This window comes from Cryobacterium arcticum (assembly GCF_003185895.1).
Classification (GTDB): Bacteria; Actinomycetota; Actinomycetes; order Actinomycetales; family Microbacteriaceae; genus Cryobacterium; species Cryobacterium arcticum.
Genome location: NZ_QHLY01000012.1, coordinates 1393363 through 1410184, shown reverse-complemented (window position 1 = coordinate 1410184; position 16822 = coordinate 1393363). Strand labels below are relative to the sequence as shown.

At 69.0% G+C, this 16822-nt stretch carries 13 protein-coding genes; 5 read left to right on the top strand and 8 right to left on the bottom strand.

Features of this window, described 5'->3' with window-relative positions:
* Positions 1 to 4 precede the first annotated feature (4 nt).
* Together CTB96_RS16295 and CTB96_RS16290 are read right to left on the bottom strand one after the other, a co-directional pair.
* Positions 5 to 364: an A1S_2505 family phage non-structural protein gene (locus CTB96_RS16295; protein ID WP_110127850.1), complete on the bottom strand. Its 360-nt coding sequence runs from the start codon at positions 362 to 364 to the stop codon at positions 5 to 7.
* 4 nt (positions 365 to 368) lie between these two features.
* Positions 369 to 875, bottom strand: coding sequence for a MarR family winged helix-turn-helix transcriptional regulator (locus CTB96_RS16290; RefSeq protein WP_110127849.1), 507 nt, complete (start codon positions 873 to 875; stop codon positions 369 to 371).
* A 111-nt stretch (positions 876 to 986) separates the two neighbouring features.
* Here CTB96_RS16290 and CTB96_RS16285 point away from each other — a divergent pair, with 111 nt between their 5' ends.
* Complete coding sequence (locus CTB96_RS16285) at positions 987 to 1619, top strand: NADPH-dependent F420 reductase (protein ID WP_110127848.1); 633 nt, start codon at positions 987 to 989, stop codon at positions 1617 to 1619.
* A gap of 82 nt (positions 1620 to 1701) precedes the next feature.
* Here the strand turns inward: CTB96_RS16285 and CTB96_RS16280 are convergent, their stop codons facing one another.
* The 4 genes from CTB96_RS16280 to CTB96_RS16265 all read right to left on the bottom strand — a co-directional run bounded on the left by CTB96_RS16280 (position 1702) and on the right by CTB96_RS16265 (position 9874).
* A complete protein-coding gene (locus CTB96_RS16280; protein ID WP_110127847.1) occupies positions 1702 to 4728 on the bottom strand; it encodes a DEAD/DEAH box helicase in 3027 nt (1008 codons plus the stop codon).
* A gap of 71 nt (positions 4729 to 4799) precedes the next feature.
* Positions 4800 to 5255: a GyrI-like domain-containing protein gene (locus CTB96_RS16275; protein WP_110127846.1), complete on the bottom strand. Its 456-nt coding sequence runs from the start codon at positions 5253 to 5255 to the stop codon at positions 4800 to 4802.
* Positions 5256 to 5276: 21 nt separating this feature from the next.
* Positions 5277 to 7577 carry a putative bifunctional diguanylate cyclase/phosphodiesterase gene (locus CTB96_RS16270; RefSeq protein WP_110127845.1) on the bottom strand — a complete coding sequence of 767 codons (2301 nt, stop codon included), beginning with the start codon at positions 7575 to 7577 and terminating at the stop codon, positions 5277 to 5279.
* Positions 7578 to 7708: 131 nt separating this feature from the next.
* Positions 7709 to 9874, bottom strand: a complete 2166-nt coding sequence (locus tag CTB96_RS16265; protein ID WP_110127844.1) for a S9 family peptidase — start codon at positions 9872 to 9874, stop codon at positions 7709 to 7711.
* Positions 9875 to 10033: 159 nt separating this feature from the next.
* On the opposite strand from CTB96_RS16265, the gene CTB96_RS16260 reads away from it, so the two are divergent.
* The 3 genes from CTB96_RS16260 to CTB96_RS16250 all read left to right on the top strand — a co-directional run bounded on the left by CTB96_RS16260 (position 10034) and on the right by CTB96_RS16250 (position 13945).
* Positions 10034 to 11188, top strand: a complete 1155-nt coding sequence (locus tag CTB96_RS16260; protein ID WP_146215836.1) for a hypothetical protein — start codon at positions 10034 to 10036, stop codon at positions 11186 to 11188.
* Positions 11189 to 11545: 357 nt separating this feature from the next.
* Positions 11546 to 13090: an HNH endonuclease signature motif containing protein gene (locus CTB96_RS16255; RefSeq protein ID WP_181397303.1), complete on the top strand. Its 1545-nt coding sequence runs from the start codon at positions 11546 to 11548 to the stop codon at positions 13088 to 13090.
* A gap of 99 nt (positions 13091 to 13189) precedes the next feature.
* Positions 13190 to 13945 carry an HAD-IA family hydrolase gene (locus tag CTB96_RS16250; protein ID WP_110128546.1) on the top strand — a complete coding sequence of 252 codons (756 nt, stop codon included), beginning with the start codon at positions 13190 to 13192 and terminating at the stop codon, positions 13943 to 13945.
* Here CTB96_RS16250 and CTB96_RS16245 read toward each other — a convergent pair.
* Positions 13932 to 14528 carry a DUF2510 domain-containing protein gene (locus CTB96_RS16245; RefSeq protein ID WP_110127841.1) on the bottom strand — a complete coding sequence of 199 codons (597 nt, stop codon included), beginning with the start codon at positions 14526 to 14528 and terminating at the stop codon, positions 13932 to 13934. The genes CTB96_RS16250 and CTB96_RS16245 overlap by 14 nt on opposite strands.
* Before the next feature lie 86 nt (positions 14529 to 14614).
* On the opposite strand from CTB96_RS16245, the gene CTB96_RS16240 reads away from it, so the two are divergent.
* Entirely contained in the window at positions 14615 to 16321 is a 1707-nt protein-coding gene (locus tag CTB96_RS16240; RefSeq protein ID WP_110127840.1) for a CYTH and CHAD domain-containing protein, read from the top strand.
* Positions 16322 to 16352: 31 nt separating this feature from the next.
* Here the strand turns inward: CTB96_RS16240 and CTB96_RS16235 are convergent, their stop codons facing one another.
* The gene (locus tag CTB96_RS16235; RefSeq protein ID WP_248283413.1) at positions 16353 to 16790 is read right to left on the bottom strand and encodes a MarR family winged helix-turn-helix transcriptional regulator; all 438 of its coding nucleotides are present in this window, start codon (positions 16788 to 16790) and stop codon (positions 16353 to 16355) included.
* Between the last annotated feature and the right edge of the window lie 32 nt (positions 16791 to 16822).

The window sequence follows — 16822 nt, the reverse complement described above, 5'->3', positions numbered from 1 at the left end:
CAGCTCAGCGCCCGAGTTCCTCCGCGAACCGGGCCGGCAGCACCACGTTGTCGCCGGCAGCGGCGAAAAACGGGGCGATCTCGGTGGGGGTGTACCCGGCGATGCCGCAGCCGATCTCGGTGACCAGGAATCTGAGTTCCGGGTGCTGTGCGGCGAAGTCCACGAACCCGGCCACCTCGTGCCGCAGAATCTGCAGGCCGCTCATGCTGTTGATCGCGTAGGACTGGCCGTGCAGGCCGTGGCCCTGGCCCCAGACGGCCCCGAAACGCTCATGCGCCATCGCGGCGGCGCCGGCACCGTGGATGCCGGCCGCGTTGGACCCGAAGACGAACACCTCACCGGGCTCGAGCTGCGTGATCCGCATCAGGTCAGGCTCCTTCAGGCGCCCGTGGGTTCAGGCGATTGGTGGGGTCGAGCTTCATCAACAGCTGGTTGGAGATGGCGTCGAGCTGCGCCACCTGCTCGTCGGTGAGCGGGTCGATCACGTTCTCCCGCACCGTGCGCACGTGCCCGGGGGCGGCTTCCTGCACCACAGCCCAGCCTTCCTCGGTGAGGGCGGCGTTGGTGGCCCTGCGGTCGGTGGGGCAGGGGCTGCGCTTGACCAGCCCGCGCTCTTCCAGCCGCTTCACCACGTGCGAGAGCCTTGGCAGGCTGGAGTTGGTCATCGACGACAGCCCGGTCATGCGCAGCGTCCGGTTCGGCGCCTCGGAGAGCATCGCGAGCACGTAGTACTCGAAATGGCTGAGCGCCGAGTCGCGCTGCAACTGGGAGTCCAGCAGGCCCGGCACCAGTTCCACGACGGCGACAAAACGCATCCAGGCGTGCAGTTGGGCGGGGTTCAGTCCCTGCACGGGAGCCGTTTCGTGTGTGTCCATACCGACAGCTTATCAAGCCCGTTCCCGATTTGGTTGACGCAACAAGTAAATTGGGATACATTACTTGTAACAACAACTAATACATCGCCGCGAGGCGAGAGGGAGCACGACATGACGAGCGTCAGCATCATCGGAGCAGGCAACATGGGAACCGCCATCGCGACAATCGCGGCCACGGGCGGTGCCGCCGTTCAGCTGTTGGCACAGGATGCCGAGAAGACCGCGGCTGCGGCCGCCACCGCCGGCGCATCCGTCGCGTCGGGTGTCGCGGGCGACGCCCTCACCGGCGACATCGTCATTCTCGCGCTGCCGTACCCGGCCGTCGCCGGGGTGCTCGCCCAGTACGCGGGACAGCTCGACGGCAAGGTCATCGTCGACATCACCAATCCGCTCGATTTCGCCACCTTCGATTCGCTGGTTGTGCCGGCTGAGGGTTCGGCCGCGCAGGTCATCGCCGAGACCGTTCCCGGCGCTCGCGTGCTCAAGGCCTTCAACACCACTTTCGCCGCCACCCTGGCCACCGCCGCGGTCAACGGCGTCGCACCCACCACCGTGCTCGTCGCCGGTGACGATGCTGCCGCCAAGGATGCGCTCATCAACGTGATCACCGCCGGTGGCGTTTCGGCCGTCGACGCCGGCGCCCTCAAGCGCGCCCGTGAGCTCGAAGCCCTCGGCTTCCTGCAGCTGACCCTCGCGGCCGGCGAGACCATCGGCTGGACCGGCGGCTTCGCACTCGTCAAGTAACCCGCCACCCCCCCCTCGCGAGCTGTGAGCAAAGCCCCCAAAATCTCGGATTTCTGGTGCTTTGCTCACGGCTCGCGGGTGGTTAAGGCTCGAGGAGACCCCGGATGTCGTCGGGGGTGAGGGCGGCGGCGAAGACGGCCTCGTCGTCGAGCACAGCCTCGACGAGCTTGGCCTTGGCCTCCTTGAGCGCCATCACCTTCTCCTCGATGGTGTCCGCGGCCACCAGCCGGTACACCATCACGTTCTTGGTCTGCCCGATGCGGTGGGTGCGGTCGATCGCCTGCGACTCGCTGGCCGGGTTCCACCACGGGTCGAGCAGAAAGACATAGTCGGCCTCGGTGAGGTTGAGCCCGAAGCCGCCGGCCTTGAGGCTGATCAGGAACACCGGGTCGTCGCCGGTCTTGAAGCCGTCGATCACGCCCGGCCGGTCGGTGGTCGAACCGTCCAGATAGCTGTAACGGATGCCGCGCTGCTGCAGGCGGGCCGCGGCCAGCGCCAGGTACGAGGTGAACTGGCTGAAGATCAGGGCCCGGTGCCCCTCCGCGACCACCTCGTCGAGCTGCTCGAACAGCGCATCCAGTTTGCTCGACGGCACGTGGGCGTACTGCTCATCGACCAGCGACGCATCCAGGCTCAGCATGCGCAGCAGCGTGATCGACCGGAACACGATGAACCGGTTGGCCTCGAGGTCGTCCATCAGGCCGAGCAGCTTCTGCCGCTCCCGCTGTAGGAAGGTGTCGTAGATCTCCCGGTGCTCCGGCGCCAGGTCGATGTGCAGCACCTGCTCCTGCTTGGCCGGCAGGTCACGCGCCACGACGTCCTTGGTGCGGCGCAGCATCAGCGGGCGGATGCGCCGGCGCAGCCGCTGCACCAGCTCGTGCTGGGATCGCACTCCGCGCTCGGCCGGGCGCAGGTATTCCTCGGTGAACCGGCGTGCCGACGGGAACAGGCCCGGCGCCACGATGCCGAACATCGACCAGAGCTCGAGCAGGTTGTTCTCCATCGGCGTGCCGGTGACGGCGAGCTTGAACGGCACCTCGAGGTCGCGAGCCGAGCGGTGCAGCTGGGAGGTGCGGTTCTTCACGAACTGCGCCTCGTCGAGAATCAGGCCGGCCCAGCCGTGCGCCTGATAGGCCGCGAAATCCAGCCGGAAGAGGGCATACGAGGTGACGAGCACGTCGACGCCCGCGGCTTGGTCGGCCAGCGACCGGCCACTGGTGGCCTGGGTGCTGGCCACCGCCCCCACCCGCAGGTCCGGTGTGAAGCGCGCCGCCTCCGTCACCCAGTTCGACACCACCGAGGTGGGCGCGACCACGAGGAACGGCCGGCGTTCGGTGCCGCCGGCTGCCGGGCTCTGCACGGCATGGCTGAGCAGCGCCAGCACCTGCAGGGTCTTGCCCAGGCCCATGTCGTCGGCGAGGATGCCGCCCAGGCCGTGCTCCCAGAGAAAGGAGAGCCACTCGAATCCGGCCACCTGGTACGGCCGCAGGGTGGCCGTGAGTCCGGTGGGCAGCGGCGTTGGGCGGGGGAGGGCCGCCGCATCGGTAACCTCCGTGTCGCCGCGCTCCAGCTGCAGCAGCCCGCCCACGGCGGCCCGCCACGACACGGCCTGTTCGGTCTCGTCGGCGAGGTCCTCGAAGTCAGACCACAGGCTGGCCTGGTGCCGGTTGATGCGCAGCCCGGTCTCCCACTCCTGCAGCGCCCGCGCTTCCTCGATCAGTTCCCGCAGCCGGTCGAACACCGGCTGGGTCAGTGAGAGATAGCTGTTGTCCACCAGCAGCAGTTTCTTCCGCCCCTTGGCCAGGGCGGTGAAGATCGGGTTGAACGGGATGCTGCGGCCGTCGATCTTCACCAGCACGCCGAGGTCGAACCAGTCCCGTTTCTCGGTCTCCACCGTCGTCACGGTCAGTTGTGGGGTGGCGGTGAGCTCCCGGTAGTCCGGTTTGTCGCCCACCAGATCCACCCGCACGCCGTCGATGCGGTCGAGTTGCGGCAGGGTCTTGTCGGTGTATTCCGCGGCGGGCACGCCCGTCAGGGTCACCGCCGGGGCCGCCGGATCGGCCGGTGCGGAGAGCCCCGGCAGCGCGGTGTTGACCCGGGCGAGCACCTCGTCCTCGGCGTCGGCGTCGCGGTCGCCCTGCCACTGCCAGTCCAGCCGCACGGCCTGCTTCGGTTCGAACTGCACGGTGTGCACGAGCACGGGCGGCGGCGGAGGCGGGAACTCGATCGAGGCATCCGCGCTGGTCACCGGCATGCCGCGCTGCAGGGTGGGGTAGTACTCGCGCAGGAACTCGTCGACCTCGCCGGCCGGCACGACCAGACCGGCCGGACTCGCGCTGCCGAGCAGACGACGCTGTTCCAGGCTCAGTGGTGCCGGGCTGGGGGCAAGCACGATGGCGGGATCGGTGCCGAGCCGGTAGGCGTAGATCCCGTGATCGCCCAGGCTGCCGGCGTCGCCGACCGGATGCTGCCGACCGTCGATGGTGAGCACGGGGGAGAGGGTGAGAGCGGTCGGGGTGTGAACGGCATCGAGCACGACGCTCGCGGCGGCGGCGACCCGAACGTCGGCGTCCTTGTGGCTACCGACCAGGGTGATGCCCAGCCGTTGGGCTTCGGCGAGCAGGTGCCAGAGCAGCGGGCTCTCGAACTCGTCGAGGTAGAGCCACTCGGTGTCCTGGCCGTTGTAGACCGGGCGGTCCACCCGGTGCAGCGGCACGAACTGGCAGAACCAACGGTGCTGCTCCGCGTTCAGGTTGAGCCGGTTGAGCTGGTAGCCCACATTGCTCCAGGTGAGGGTGGACTTGACCCATTTGCCTGAGTCGCTGCGGATCACCGGGCGCACCCCGAGCCGATAGGCGCCGGCGCGTGGGCGGGTGGCGGATGCGCGCACCGCCGTGGCCCCGCGCCACCGGTCGTTACTGCGCGGGGTCTGCTCGCGCAGTTCGAAGAGCAGGCCCATGCGGGTGCGGTCGCCGGCGCCGTGCTCGGCCGGGGCGGTGAGCGCCGGGTCGGCGGGTTCGTCGGCGGTGAGATTCCGCATCGCCGACTTCCAGTCGGCCCCGACTGCGGCGCCCGGTGCCGCTCGGGGCGACGGGTCGGTGGGCGGCATGCTCCATGTTCTCACGCGGCACCGACAGGCCGGTGGCCGGGCCGGGCCGGGCCGGCGCTGGCCGGCTCAGCTCAGACGAGCGGGAAGACGATCCGGGTCTGCCAGGTGGCCGGGTTCGGGTCGGTCTGGGGGCCGGTGAGGAATTCCTCCCACATCTCGGTGTGCGGGGTGAGGTTGTTCGCCTGCATCCAGGTGGCGATCTCGTCGTAGGTGCGGGTCATGCCGTCGTACGGGCCGACGTAGACCGTGGCGACTGCGGCGCCGTCGGGCAGCGTGCTGAGGACTAATCCGTCGGGCGCGACGGCCGGGCCGGTCACCGGGAATCCGGCCGTGACATCCACAGTGCTGGTCGGCATGCCGTGGTAGACAGCGGTGGCCGGCCCGGCGGGCGCCAGGTGCTGCTCGGCCAGTGCGGCGACGACGCGCGTGAAGGAGCGCTCGTAGAAGGCGGTGAGGTCGGCCATGACCACGATCTCCCGAATCCCCATCATGGTGCGCGGTTCCAGGTCGATCCGGTCAAACTGCACGTCGTGCTCCCTTTGTCGGCCTCACTCTATTCCTGCTGCGACGAGTCCGGCGGCGGCGCGGTCATCCAACCAGCGTTCTAGCTCGGCCGCCGGCACCGGCCGGGACAGGTAATAACCCTGGGCGACATCGCAGCCGAACCGCACCAGCTGGTCGAGCACCTCGGCCGTTTCGACGCCCTCGGCCACGATCCGCAGGTCCAGGCTGTGTCCGAGGTTGATCGACGACGCCACCAGCGCGGAGGCCCGGTCGTCGTCGAGCATCGGGATCACGAAGGACTGGTCGAGCTTGAGCTCGTCGATCGGCAGGTCGCGCAGGTAGGCGAGCGAGCTGTACCCGGTGCCGAAATCGTCCACGGCGATGAGCACACCGGCGGCCCGCAACCGCAGCAGCACGTTCCGGGCGCGGTCGCGGTCCACGAGCAGGAATTCCTCGGTGACTTCGAGCATGAGCGCAGAACCCGGCAGTTCCCTGTCAGCGAGCATCCGGGTCACCACATTGACCAGCTGGTAGTCCAGCAGCGACCGGCTCGACAGGTTGACGGCGACGGTGAGAACCCGGCCCTGATCCTGCCAGAGCACGGCCTGGTCGAGCGCGAGCTCGAGAACCACCCGGGTGAGGGTGCGCATCAGCCCACCGTGCTCGGCCACCTCGAGGAACTCGTTCGGGAACAGGAGACCACGGGTGGGATGGTTCCAGCGCACCAACGCCTCAACTCCCGGCACCGAATCACGCGGCAGGTCCACCTTGGGCTGGTAGTGCAGCACCAGCTGGTTCTCTGCCAGGGCGATGCGCAGCTCGTGCAGGGTGCGGAGACGCGCTTCGTCGTTGCTGTCATCTCCCGCCGAGTAGATGCGCTGGCCCACTCGGCTGGATTTCGCCGAGTACATGGCCATCTCGGCCTTGCGCAGCAAGCCGCTGAGGTCTGAGCCGTGCTCGGGCGAGAGGGCGATGCCGATGCTCAGGCCGACTTCCAGGCTCAGGCCGTCGATCACGATGGGCCGGGCGGTCACGGCGCGCAAGCGGCGGGCCATGGCCGTGGCGCGTTTGTCGTCGGCGTGGTGCAGGTGCACCGCGAACTCGTCGCCGCCGAGCCGGGCGAGCAGGTCGCCGGCACGGAGCGCGCCGGTCAGCCGGGCGCTGATCCGCCCGATCAGGCGGTCGCCGGCCTCGTGGCCCAGGCTGTCGTTGACCTCCTTGAACCGGTCCAGGTCGAGCACCAGGAGGGCGCTCGGCCGGGCATCGGCGGCCCGCAACCGGGAGGAGACATCCATCGCCAGGGCACGGCGATTGGGCAGGCCGGTGAGTTCGTCGGTGCGGGACAGGGAGTTCAGCATCCGTTGCCGGAAGGCCAGGGGTATCGCGGCCAGGGCCAGGGTGGCGCCGGCCAGCGCCACGGCGAGGGTCGAGACGTGGGTCTGGCTGGCGAGGAGTAATACGGCCAGGCCCGCCGCTGTCGCGATCAGTGGGGCGGCCACAGCGGAGACCGTGTAGGCCGTACCGTCGGCCAGTGTGGCCACGGAAGACCGATTCGGCTGTTCCCGCCCGCGGGCCGCAAGGAGCACCCAGAGCACGATCAGGGCGAACCCGATCGCCCAGGCGCCGTTGAGAGCCGTGCCCATCGCCACCGACTGCACCTGCACCTGCTGGGCATAGACGACATCGGCCGTGGCGAAGAGGATCAACCCCACAACCAGCAGCAGCCCCGAGCGGCCGAGAACCCGCACCGGGGTCGCTGCGATGCCGGCCAAGGCAGCCACGAGCAGCAGGTCGAGCACCGGAAAGGCGATGCTCAAGAGGATCGGCATCGAGAACGGGGCGGCCAGTGCGGATTCCAGGGCAGGACCGAGCAGCACGGCCAATACCGATGTGGCGCCGAGGGCGCCCACCGTGCTGGTGAGCAGTACCGGCCAGGCCTGACCGCAGAGCGACTCCCGCACGAGCACGGTGAGTGCACCCATGAGCAGAAGGTAGAACGACAGATAACCGGCGTCGGCCAGCGACGGGCCGAACGCCGAACCGGTGTCGCCGGGGAACACCCGGTAGGCGGTATCGCTCACGGTGAGGGACGTCACCGCCGCGGCGGCGAGCACGACGTGCAGGCGACGGGAGGGGGAACGCTGCACGGCCAGCCAGACCAGAACCGTGGCGGCCCAGTCGCTGAAGATGGGCAGCGATCCGTCGACAACAGGGTTGTAGCCGCCGCCGTGGAAGATCAGACCGATCAGGTTGGCGAGCAAGACCACCGCAACGCCCGCGACGATCACGCCGTCACTGCGGGAGAAGCGGGGGGCCGGACGCACGGGGGTCGACGCGAGCTTCACGGGCGCGTTCCCCTTTCGAAAACCACATCTTTGCGGCAGTGTGTAGCGTCGAGCTCTGCCGTTGTGCGGCACAGTCCGCGATTACACCACTTTACCCGGCGTCAAAGTACCCCTGAACAGGGTCTATAGACCTATTCCCCGGCGTCGGCGTCGATGGTCTCGCCGACCGCTGCCAGCTCGCCTTCTCCCGACGGATGCGCGCCGGCCGCGTCGATCAGCCAGGCGTAGTCGAACGCCCGCTCGCGCCAGCCGGCGTACCGGCCGGAGACCCCGCCGTGACCGGCCGACATCTCGGTCTTGAGCAGGGCATCCGCCCCCACCTCACGCAGCCGGGCGACCCACTTGGCCGGCTCCACGTAGAGCACCCGGGTGTCGTTCAGGCTGGTGACGGCGAGGATGCGCGGGTAGTGCGTCTGGTGCACGTTCTCCAGCGGAGAATATGACTTCATGTAGGCGTACACCTCCGCGTCGTGCAGCGGGTCGCCCCACTCGTCCCACTCGATCACCGTGAGCGGAAGGCTCGGGTCGAGGATCGAGGTGAGCGGGTCGACGAACGGCACGCCGGCGAGGATGCCGGCGAACAGGGCGGGTGCCATGTTGGCGACGGCGCCCATCAAGAGGCCACCGGCGCTGCGGCCCTCGGCGACGAGCTTGTCGGCCGAGGTGTAGCCGCAGTCGATCAGGTGCTCCGCGCAGGCGACGAAGTCGGTGAACGAGTTGCGCTTCTGGTGGGTCTTGCCGTGCTCGTACCAGAGGCGGCCGAGTTCGCCGCCGCCGCGCACGTGCGCAACCGCGTAGACCATGCCCCGGTCGAGCAGGCTGAGCCGGGCGATGCTGAACGACGGGTCGATGCTGATCTCGTAGGAGCCGTAGCCGTAGAGCAGGGTCGGCGCCGGGGTGCCCGGCTCCACCAGGTCCTTGCGGTACACGATCGAGATGGGCACGCGGGTTCCGTCGGCGGCCACGGCCCACTCCCGGCGCTGTTCGAACAGACTGGGGTCGTAGTGGCCGAGCACCGGCTGCTGCTTGAGCTGGCGCAGTTCGCCCGTGGCGACCACGTAGTCGTACACCGTGGACGGGGTCACGAAGCTGGTGTAGCCGAGGCGGATGGTGGGCTGCGTCCACTCGGGGTTGCCGCCGGTGCCCACGGCGTAGAGCTCCTCGTCGAAGCTGAGCTCGGTGAGTCCGCCGCCGCGCTTGGTGGCGTACGCCACCCGGGTGAGACCGTCCTTGCGGTACTCCACCACCACGAAGTCGCGGAACGCGTCGACGCTTTCCAACCGGATGCGCTCGTTGTGGGGGAGCACCACCCGCTTGTCGCCCTGCGGGTCGTCGGCGGCCACGCTCACGAGCTCGAAGTTGACGGCGTGGTCGTTGTGCACGATCAGCAGGCGGTCTTCGCCGTCGATCACGGCGTGCTCCACGTCGTACTCCACGTTGTCGCGGCGCGGCCACACCACGCTGAACTCGCCGGTGGGATCGGCTGCGTCGAGCAAAAAGGTCTCGCTGGTCACGCTGGAGCCGGCCTCGATCATGAGGTAACGGTTGCTACGGGACCGGCCGACGCCCACCCAGAAGCGCTCGTCGGGCTCGGTGAACACCTGCACGTCGGTGTCGGCCGCGGTGCCCACCTCATGCCGCCACACGGTGTCGGGACGCCAGGCGTCGTCGACGGTGGTGTAGAAAATGAACCGGCCGCTGGGGTCGAAGAGTGCCCCGGCGCTGGTGTTGGGAATCTCGTCGGCGAGGTTCTCGCCGGTGGCGATGGTGCGCACCCGCACCGTGTAGCGTTCGTCGCCCTCGACGTCGACGGCGTAGAGCAACTGGCTGCCGTCGTCGCTGACGTCGAAGCTGCCCAGCGAGTAGAAGTCCAGGCCGGCGGCCTCGGCGTTGTCGTCGAGGAGAATCTGCTCACCGGGCAGGCCGGCGTCGGCGGCGGTGCCGGTCGCGGTCTCGATCACCGGCGGAGCCCAGTCGTCCGGGCCGGAGATCGGCGCCCGGCAGTGGATGCCGTACTCTTGGCCCTCCACCGAACGGGTGTAGTGCCACCACTGTCCGCGGCGCACCGGCACCGACAGGTCGGTCTCCTGGGTGCGGTCCTTGATCTCCTCGAAGATCTGCTCCTGCAGGAGTTCCAGGTGGCTGGTGCGGGCATCCGTATAGGCGTTCTCGGCCTCGAGGTGCGCCGTGACCTCCGGGGCTTCCTTGTCGCGCAGCCACTCGTAGTTGTCGACGTACACATCGTTGTGGTGGATGCGCCGCGTGGGCTTCTGGGCGGCGACGGGGGGAAGGTTCATCCCTTCAGCGTACCTACCCGGTGCGACGGTGTCCTGTGCGGCCGCGCGGATGTCGCGGGCGCGTGCCGCACCCTCGTTCGGGGGTGCGGATCGCGGCACCGGATGGGCTGGGGAGCCGTAGGGTGAAACGCAGGGGAACGGCGACGACGGGGTGGGTCCATGCGCAGACGAATTCCGGTGGTGGCCGTGGCCGCCGCCCTGCTGGCGCTGCTGGCCGGATGCACGGCAACACCGGGCCCGTCGGCGCTGCTGCCGACACCGTCGCTGCTGCCCACACCGTCGCCCGTGCCCACCTTCATCGGCGGGGTGGGCGATGAGGTCGTGCTCATCAACTGCGAGATGTTCGTGCCGATCGCGGCAGCCGCCGAGGTGCTGGGCGTGCCCGTCGCCGATGTCATCGACCAGCAGTACCTGCCCGCAACGACCTCCCCGTACCCGGGGGTGGTGGCCGCGGCCATGGCGACTCAGGCCGTTCGCGCGGCCGGTGGTCAGCAGTGCCGGTACGTCCTGGCCGGCGCAGAGGATGGCGGCCCCCAAGTTCTCGTGACGGTGCTGCCGAACGCGGCCGACGAATTCGGCCGGATCGAACCCGATGTGAACGACGGACTGCGCAACCTGCTCCCGGTAGAGCTCGGCGACCAGGCGTTCTCCGGCTGCCGCGACGGCGAATGGCAGGGTTGCCGGGCCGAGGTACTGATCGGCACGACCTGGCTGTCCGTCTCCGTGAGCACGCCGGAACCGGACCCGGCGGCTTTCCAGGCCTACGCGAGCGACATAGTCGACTCCCTGGGCGCCCTGAAATTCGATCAGCCGCTCGCTCCGGCGCGAGCACAGTGCGACACGCTGCTCAGCCCCCACGACGTCAGCGTCTCCGGCGCACTCGTCGACGCAAGCGTCAGTGACGGGCTGGTACTGGATGATCGGTCGACCCAGAACGGCGCCGCCCGCGTTCGCGGGGGCCTTGTCGATTGCACCTGGAGCGGCACCGAGGGTGCGGCGAACGTGACACCGATCGGCTACAGCGGGGTGGCACTCACGATCCTGCCCGGCGCCGAGGGCTTGTGGGCCTACTCGTCGCCGACCGCCCTGCCCTCAACGATCGCGCTCGTGCCGGTGGACCTGGCCGGTGAATCCGGTGCGCGCTGGCCGGACAGCGGGATCCAGTCCCTGGGTGGCTGTGCCGGGGATCAGTGCCAGGTCACCCTCGTGGCAGACGGGGTCTGGCTCACCGTGACCACGACCGGCGCGGCCGGCTTGGCCGGAACGTCGGCCCTGGCCGCGGCCGCGTACGCCCGTTACGCCGCCGCTGTGTGATGACAGCGGGGTGACGACAGCGGGGTGACGACACGCGGGGTGACGACACGCGGGGTGCGTAGCCGGCGAAATGACAAATGTCCGATTCGGAAACAGTTACGACATTGCCCCACTATTAGGTGACATTTCCTCGTATATATCTCTGATTCGTGGGAGAATGGGGGCATGGACGAAGACCTGGCAGGTGGTTCCACAGCAGCGGGAGGCTCTCCCGCTGCCCCGGCGTCAGCCGATTGGAACACCAGCCTGGCCGTGCCATCACCCACTCGTGCGGAACCACTTGACTCGCGCGGAGGCGGCACCTTCGGCAGCCGAGCCGCTGTCCCCGAGGTGCCGAAGCCGAGGAAGGCGCAGCCGGTGTGGCGCGAGCCCGAGGAGATTCCCGCGGTGCAACTGGCACGATCCGGCGCATTCGGCGAGAAGCTCGGTGCGCTGGCCGACGCGGCACGCACCGTGCAGGCGGTGCTGGCGTCGATCGATGCCGTGGGGCTCAGTGACGCCGAAGCGGTCGCGCTGACGCAGGCGGTCGAACAGCTGGGTCGCCCGGTCGACACGGCCCGGGTCACCACCGCAACGGTGATCAGCGCCCGCGCTCAGCGTGGCCTGGGTACCGATTCCCTCGCTTGGCGCATGGGCGCCAGGCACGAAAGCGAGCTCCTCACCCTGCTGACCCGCACCTCGGTCGCGGAGATGAAACGGAGGGTGGTCCTGGGTGAGAAGGTCGCGCCCCGGCTCATCGCCGGCTCGGTCCTGGAACCGGTGTTCCCGATCGTGGCCGCCGCCCTGACCGCCGGTGAACTCGGCATCGACGCGGCCGAGAACATCGTCAGAGGCCTGGCGGACTACAAGGTGCACGGCCGATTCGACGCGAACCCGGCCGATGTCGACGCCGCCGAACGGGACCTCGTCGAGTCCGCGACCGGATCACGCTTTGACCGCGCCAGAAACGACGACAGCCCGGTTTCCACGAGCCCGGGTGCGGTGGTGCGGGTGGGTGATTCGGACGGGTTCACCTTCACCGCCGACCGGATCAACGACATGACCAAGACCTGGCAGGCCCGATTGAACCCCGACGGGGCGGCCCCGAACGCGCCGCTGCTCGAGGCGAAATCGTCGTTCTCCTTCGGCACACTCCGCGACGGCCTCTACCCGCTCCGCGGCGGCGTCACCCCTGACCTCAAAGGCGTGATGCAGAACCTGTTCAACACCTACCAGTCCGCCCGCACCGCCGTGAAGTTCCCCCTCTGCCGAGGACCAGCAGCGCATCGAAGCCGGCAACTGATCCCCGACGAAATCCTGGACGAACGCACCGGCGGCGAGAAACGAGCCGACATTCTCCGGGGCATCCTCACCCAGGTCGCCCAAGACCCCCGCACCCCGACCATGGGCGGCATGCCCCCGACCGTGATGGTGCACGTGAACGCCACCGACCTGCTCAAGAACTCCGGCGTCGGCTGGATCGACGGGGTGGACGGGCCGATCTCGATGAAGAGCATCAACCAGATGATCGACAACGGCGGCATGCAACCCATCTTCTTCGGCGGAAACGGCGCCGTCCTCGGCCTGGGCTCCAAAGCCCGCTGCTTCTCCCCGTTGCAACGCAAGGCGATCACCGCGAGGGATGGCGGCTGCATCATCCCGGGCTGCACCTGTCCACCGCAGTGGTGCGAAGTGCACCACGTCGAAGACTGGCAATACGGCGGACAAACGCACGTGGACAACGGGGTGTTGCTGTGCTGGTACCACCACCACACCATCACCAGCAGCACGGGCTGGAAAATCCGGATGGTCAACGGCATGCCCCAAGTGAAAGCACCGCACTGGGTCGACCCCACCGAGAAATGGCGCACCCCGGAAAAGCACCGCGCCCACGACCCGAAAACCCGAAAACCACCCGGATAGTCCCGAGGCCTGTGGTTACCGCCCGCAATCGGGCCTCGTTAGGGTCGTAGAAGAAGCCGCAGAGTGTTCGCCGACCTGCTTCTGGAAGTGGAATCACCCATGACGACCCCCGACCATGCACGTGACGACGGCTCCGCCGACCTCATCGACTCGCTGCCAGAGGGGCAGGCGCACCCGGTTATCGGCCGCGTCTTCCAGGGGGTGCTCTTCGACATGGACGGCACCCTGGTGGATTCAACCATGGCGGTGAACCGGTCCTGGCGGCAGTGGTCGGATGAGATGGGCCTCGGCGCCCTCTTCGCCGGTGTGCAGCACGGCCGGCCCGCACGGGAGATGGTCGCCGACCTCGTGTCCGCCGACCAGGTCGAGGCGTCGATCCTGCGGGTGACCGAGCTCGAGCTGGCCGACACCGACAACATCGCCATCCTGCCGGGTGCGGCCGAGCTGATGGGCAGCCTGCCGGAGGAACGCCGCGCCATCGTCACGTCGTGCAGCCACGATCTGTGCCGCATCCGACTGGCCGCGGCCGGCTTCGAGGCGCCCGCCGTCGTGGTGACCATCGAAGACACCGCAAAGGGCAAGCCCGCACCCGACCCGTTCCTGGAAGCCGCCGACCGTCTCGGCCTCGACGCCCGGCAGTGTGTCGTGATCGAAGACGCTCCGGCCGGACTGGCCGCCGGCCGCGCCGCCGGCTGCGCCACCATCGGTGTCGTGGGCACGCACTCGGCCGCGGAACTCGACGCTGACCTCGTGGTGCCCAGTCTCGACCGGCTGCGCATCGAACTGCACGACCACGGCGTGGTCTTCGTGATCGTGCCGGAGCCGGCCGAGACCGGCCCGATCAGCGCGGGATAACGGCCAGCAGGTCGGCGAACATCGGTACCAGGATGCCGACGGAGACGATCAGTCCCAGCACCGATATACCCACCCACGCCCAAATCGGAGCGAGGCCCCGGCCGATGCGGCGCTGCACGATGATCGAGCGGCCGATGATGTAGACGCCCGAGTACAGGAAAGCCCAGGCCCAGTGGAACGGGCGCACGTAGCCGGCGCGCAGCAGGGTGCGGCGGTCGTGGAATGCGAGCGCCACCGACGTTCCCCAGACGACAAAGCTCAGCGCATTCCGTACCAGGCCGTTCAGGTCGAACGATCGTTGCAACTCCTGGGCCGATTGCAGGTCGGTGTACGAGCCGAACGACGGCAGCGGCAGCACCAGCAAGCCCGCGACCGTCACCAACGGCAGGAACACCATCAGCCAGATGCTCCAGGTGTAGACCGTCGTGTCGGCCGGAAGCGGCTGTTGCACCGGGGGGCCCAGCTCGGCCGGTCCCATCACCGCGGTCGTCCACTGGGTGCCGTCCCACCAGCGCAGGCCGCCGCCGCCCTCCGGATCGGCGTGCCAGCGAGGTTCGCCGTGTTCTGGTGATGTTGCGGTCATGATGTTCCCCCGATTCCTGATTCATGCTCCGGCGTAAAAAAGCGGGAAAGTCCCTCCCGATGACCTCAAGGTAGTAGACAAGAGTCATGACTGGGCGCGAACAGACCGAGATCGAACGCAAATATGACGTCGAAGACCCCACCGGGATGCCCCAGTTCGCGGACATTCCGAGCATCACGGCCGTCGAAGCGCACGAGCCGTTCACCCTCACCGCCGTCTACTACGACACCGCCGACCACGACCTGGCCCGGCGACGCATCGTGCTTCGGCGTCGTGAGGGCGGCGCTGACGCCGGCTGGCACATCAAACTGCCCGCCGACGAGGGGCGCACCGAGGTGCACTGGCCGCTGAGCCTGTCCGGGTCCGACGACACCGCTGACGCCGTTCCCGCAGAAGTGCTGGAAGCGGTGCGGGCCATCGTGCGCGACCGAGTGCTCACCCCGCTGGCGCGACTGGTCACCGAGCGCACCACGGTGCACCTGATCGACGCCGCCGGCAGCGCCGTCGCCGAGGTCGCGGACGACCAGGTGTCGGCATCCGACGCTCGCGGCGGCACGTACCGCAAGTGGCGGGAATGGGAGGTCGAACTGCTTGACGGCGCTCCGGACACCCGCAAGAAGCGCACCCGTCTGCTCGACGCCGTCGAAGCCGCGCTGCTCGCTGCCGGCGCGCGTCCCTCCGCCAGCGTCGCCAAGATCGCCCGCGCCGTCGGTGTGGAGTCGCTCACCGATCTGCCCGAGGCCCCGGCGCTGCCCAGCCTGCTGCCCGCGGCCGCGCTGCAGGACCCGGGTTCGGCGGGAGCGGTCGTGGTGGGGGCCCTCCGCGAGCTCACCGCCACCCTGATCACCCTCGATCCGGCGGTGCGAGCGGATGCGCCGCACGCGGTGCACCACCTGCGCACCACCGTCCGCCGGCTGCGCAGTGTGCTCGCGGTGTACTCCCGACTGTTCGAGAAGACCGCCGTTACGGAGCTCCGCACCGAGCTCGGCCACCTGGGCCGGCAACTCGGCCGTGCCAGGGACGCCGAGGTGCGCGCCCGGCGGGCGGATGCCGAACTCAGCGCCGCCCGGCCGCATCCGATCGACGACGCGCACACCCGCCTGGTCGGGGGAGCGCGCCGGGACTACGCCACCGGCCTGGAGGTCGTGCGCGGCTACCTGCTCAGCAGTCGCTACTACCGACTACTGGACTCGTTGGAAGCCTTCACCGAGTGGCCCCCGGTCAGCGCCCAGGCCGCCCGGCCCGCGGCCGCAGAGATCAAGCGCGGGCTTCGTCGAGCCGTGGCTACCCTGAACCATAGAACGGCGCAGGTCGCCGATGCGGATGCGCCGGAGGCCGCGCTGCACGAGGTTCGGAAGGCCGCCCGCCGGGTGCGGTACGCCGCCGAAGCCGTTGCCCTGGCCGAGCCGGTGCTGCCGAAGGTCGAGGCCGCTGCGGCCCGCACGGGCGGCTCGAAGAAGGCGATCAAGAAGGCGCTCAAGAAGGCACACCAAAAGGCACTCGCGAAACGGGCGAGTGCTCTCAAGCGGCAGGCCAAACGCCGCCGCCGCTATGCCGAGATCGGCACCGTGGCCAAGCCGCTGGTCAAGCGCCTCGGCGACCGGCACGACAGGCTGCTCTACACCGAGGAGCTCGAGCAGGCCGCGCAGGCCGCGCACGAAGCCGGCGAGAACACCCTGGTCTACGGTCTGCTGGTGGCGCGCGCGGAGCGGCCGGACGGCACCGCGCAGAACGCGCTGGCCGAGGCCGAGGGAACGGGAGCCCGGCTCAAGACGCTGAGCCGAGCACTGTAGTCGCGGGCTGTAGTCGGCTGCGGATGCGGGGTCACCACCGCTTGGCCGACGAGGCCGCGATGATCTGCAGCAGTGCCGCACGGAGTTCGTCGGCATTCTCCAGCGGGGGGAAGATGTCACTCTCCAGGTGGCGGGCCTGCTGCCAGACCTCGACGCCGGCATCCGTGCGGGTCACCACGTGCCGGCGCGCATCGTGTTCGTCCCTGATCCGCACGATCAGTCCCTCCCGCTCGAGCCTGTCGAGGGTTCGGGACATGGTCTGGGTCTGCACCCGGGCCTGCTTGGCCAGCTCGGTCTGGCTGAGCGCGCCGCCGGCCAGCAGATGCAGCACGATGAGCCCCGCGTGGGTGAGGCCGAGGGAATCCAGCGCCTGAACCCAGGCGTGCTCGACCAGGCGGGCCGCCGTGGAGAGCAGCCGGCCGTTGGGCCATTGCGCCATCGCCTCTGGCGCGGAATCAGGAGTGGTCACTCGTTCAATGTACTGCTACCGTGGTTTAGTCA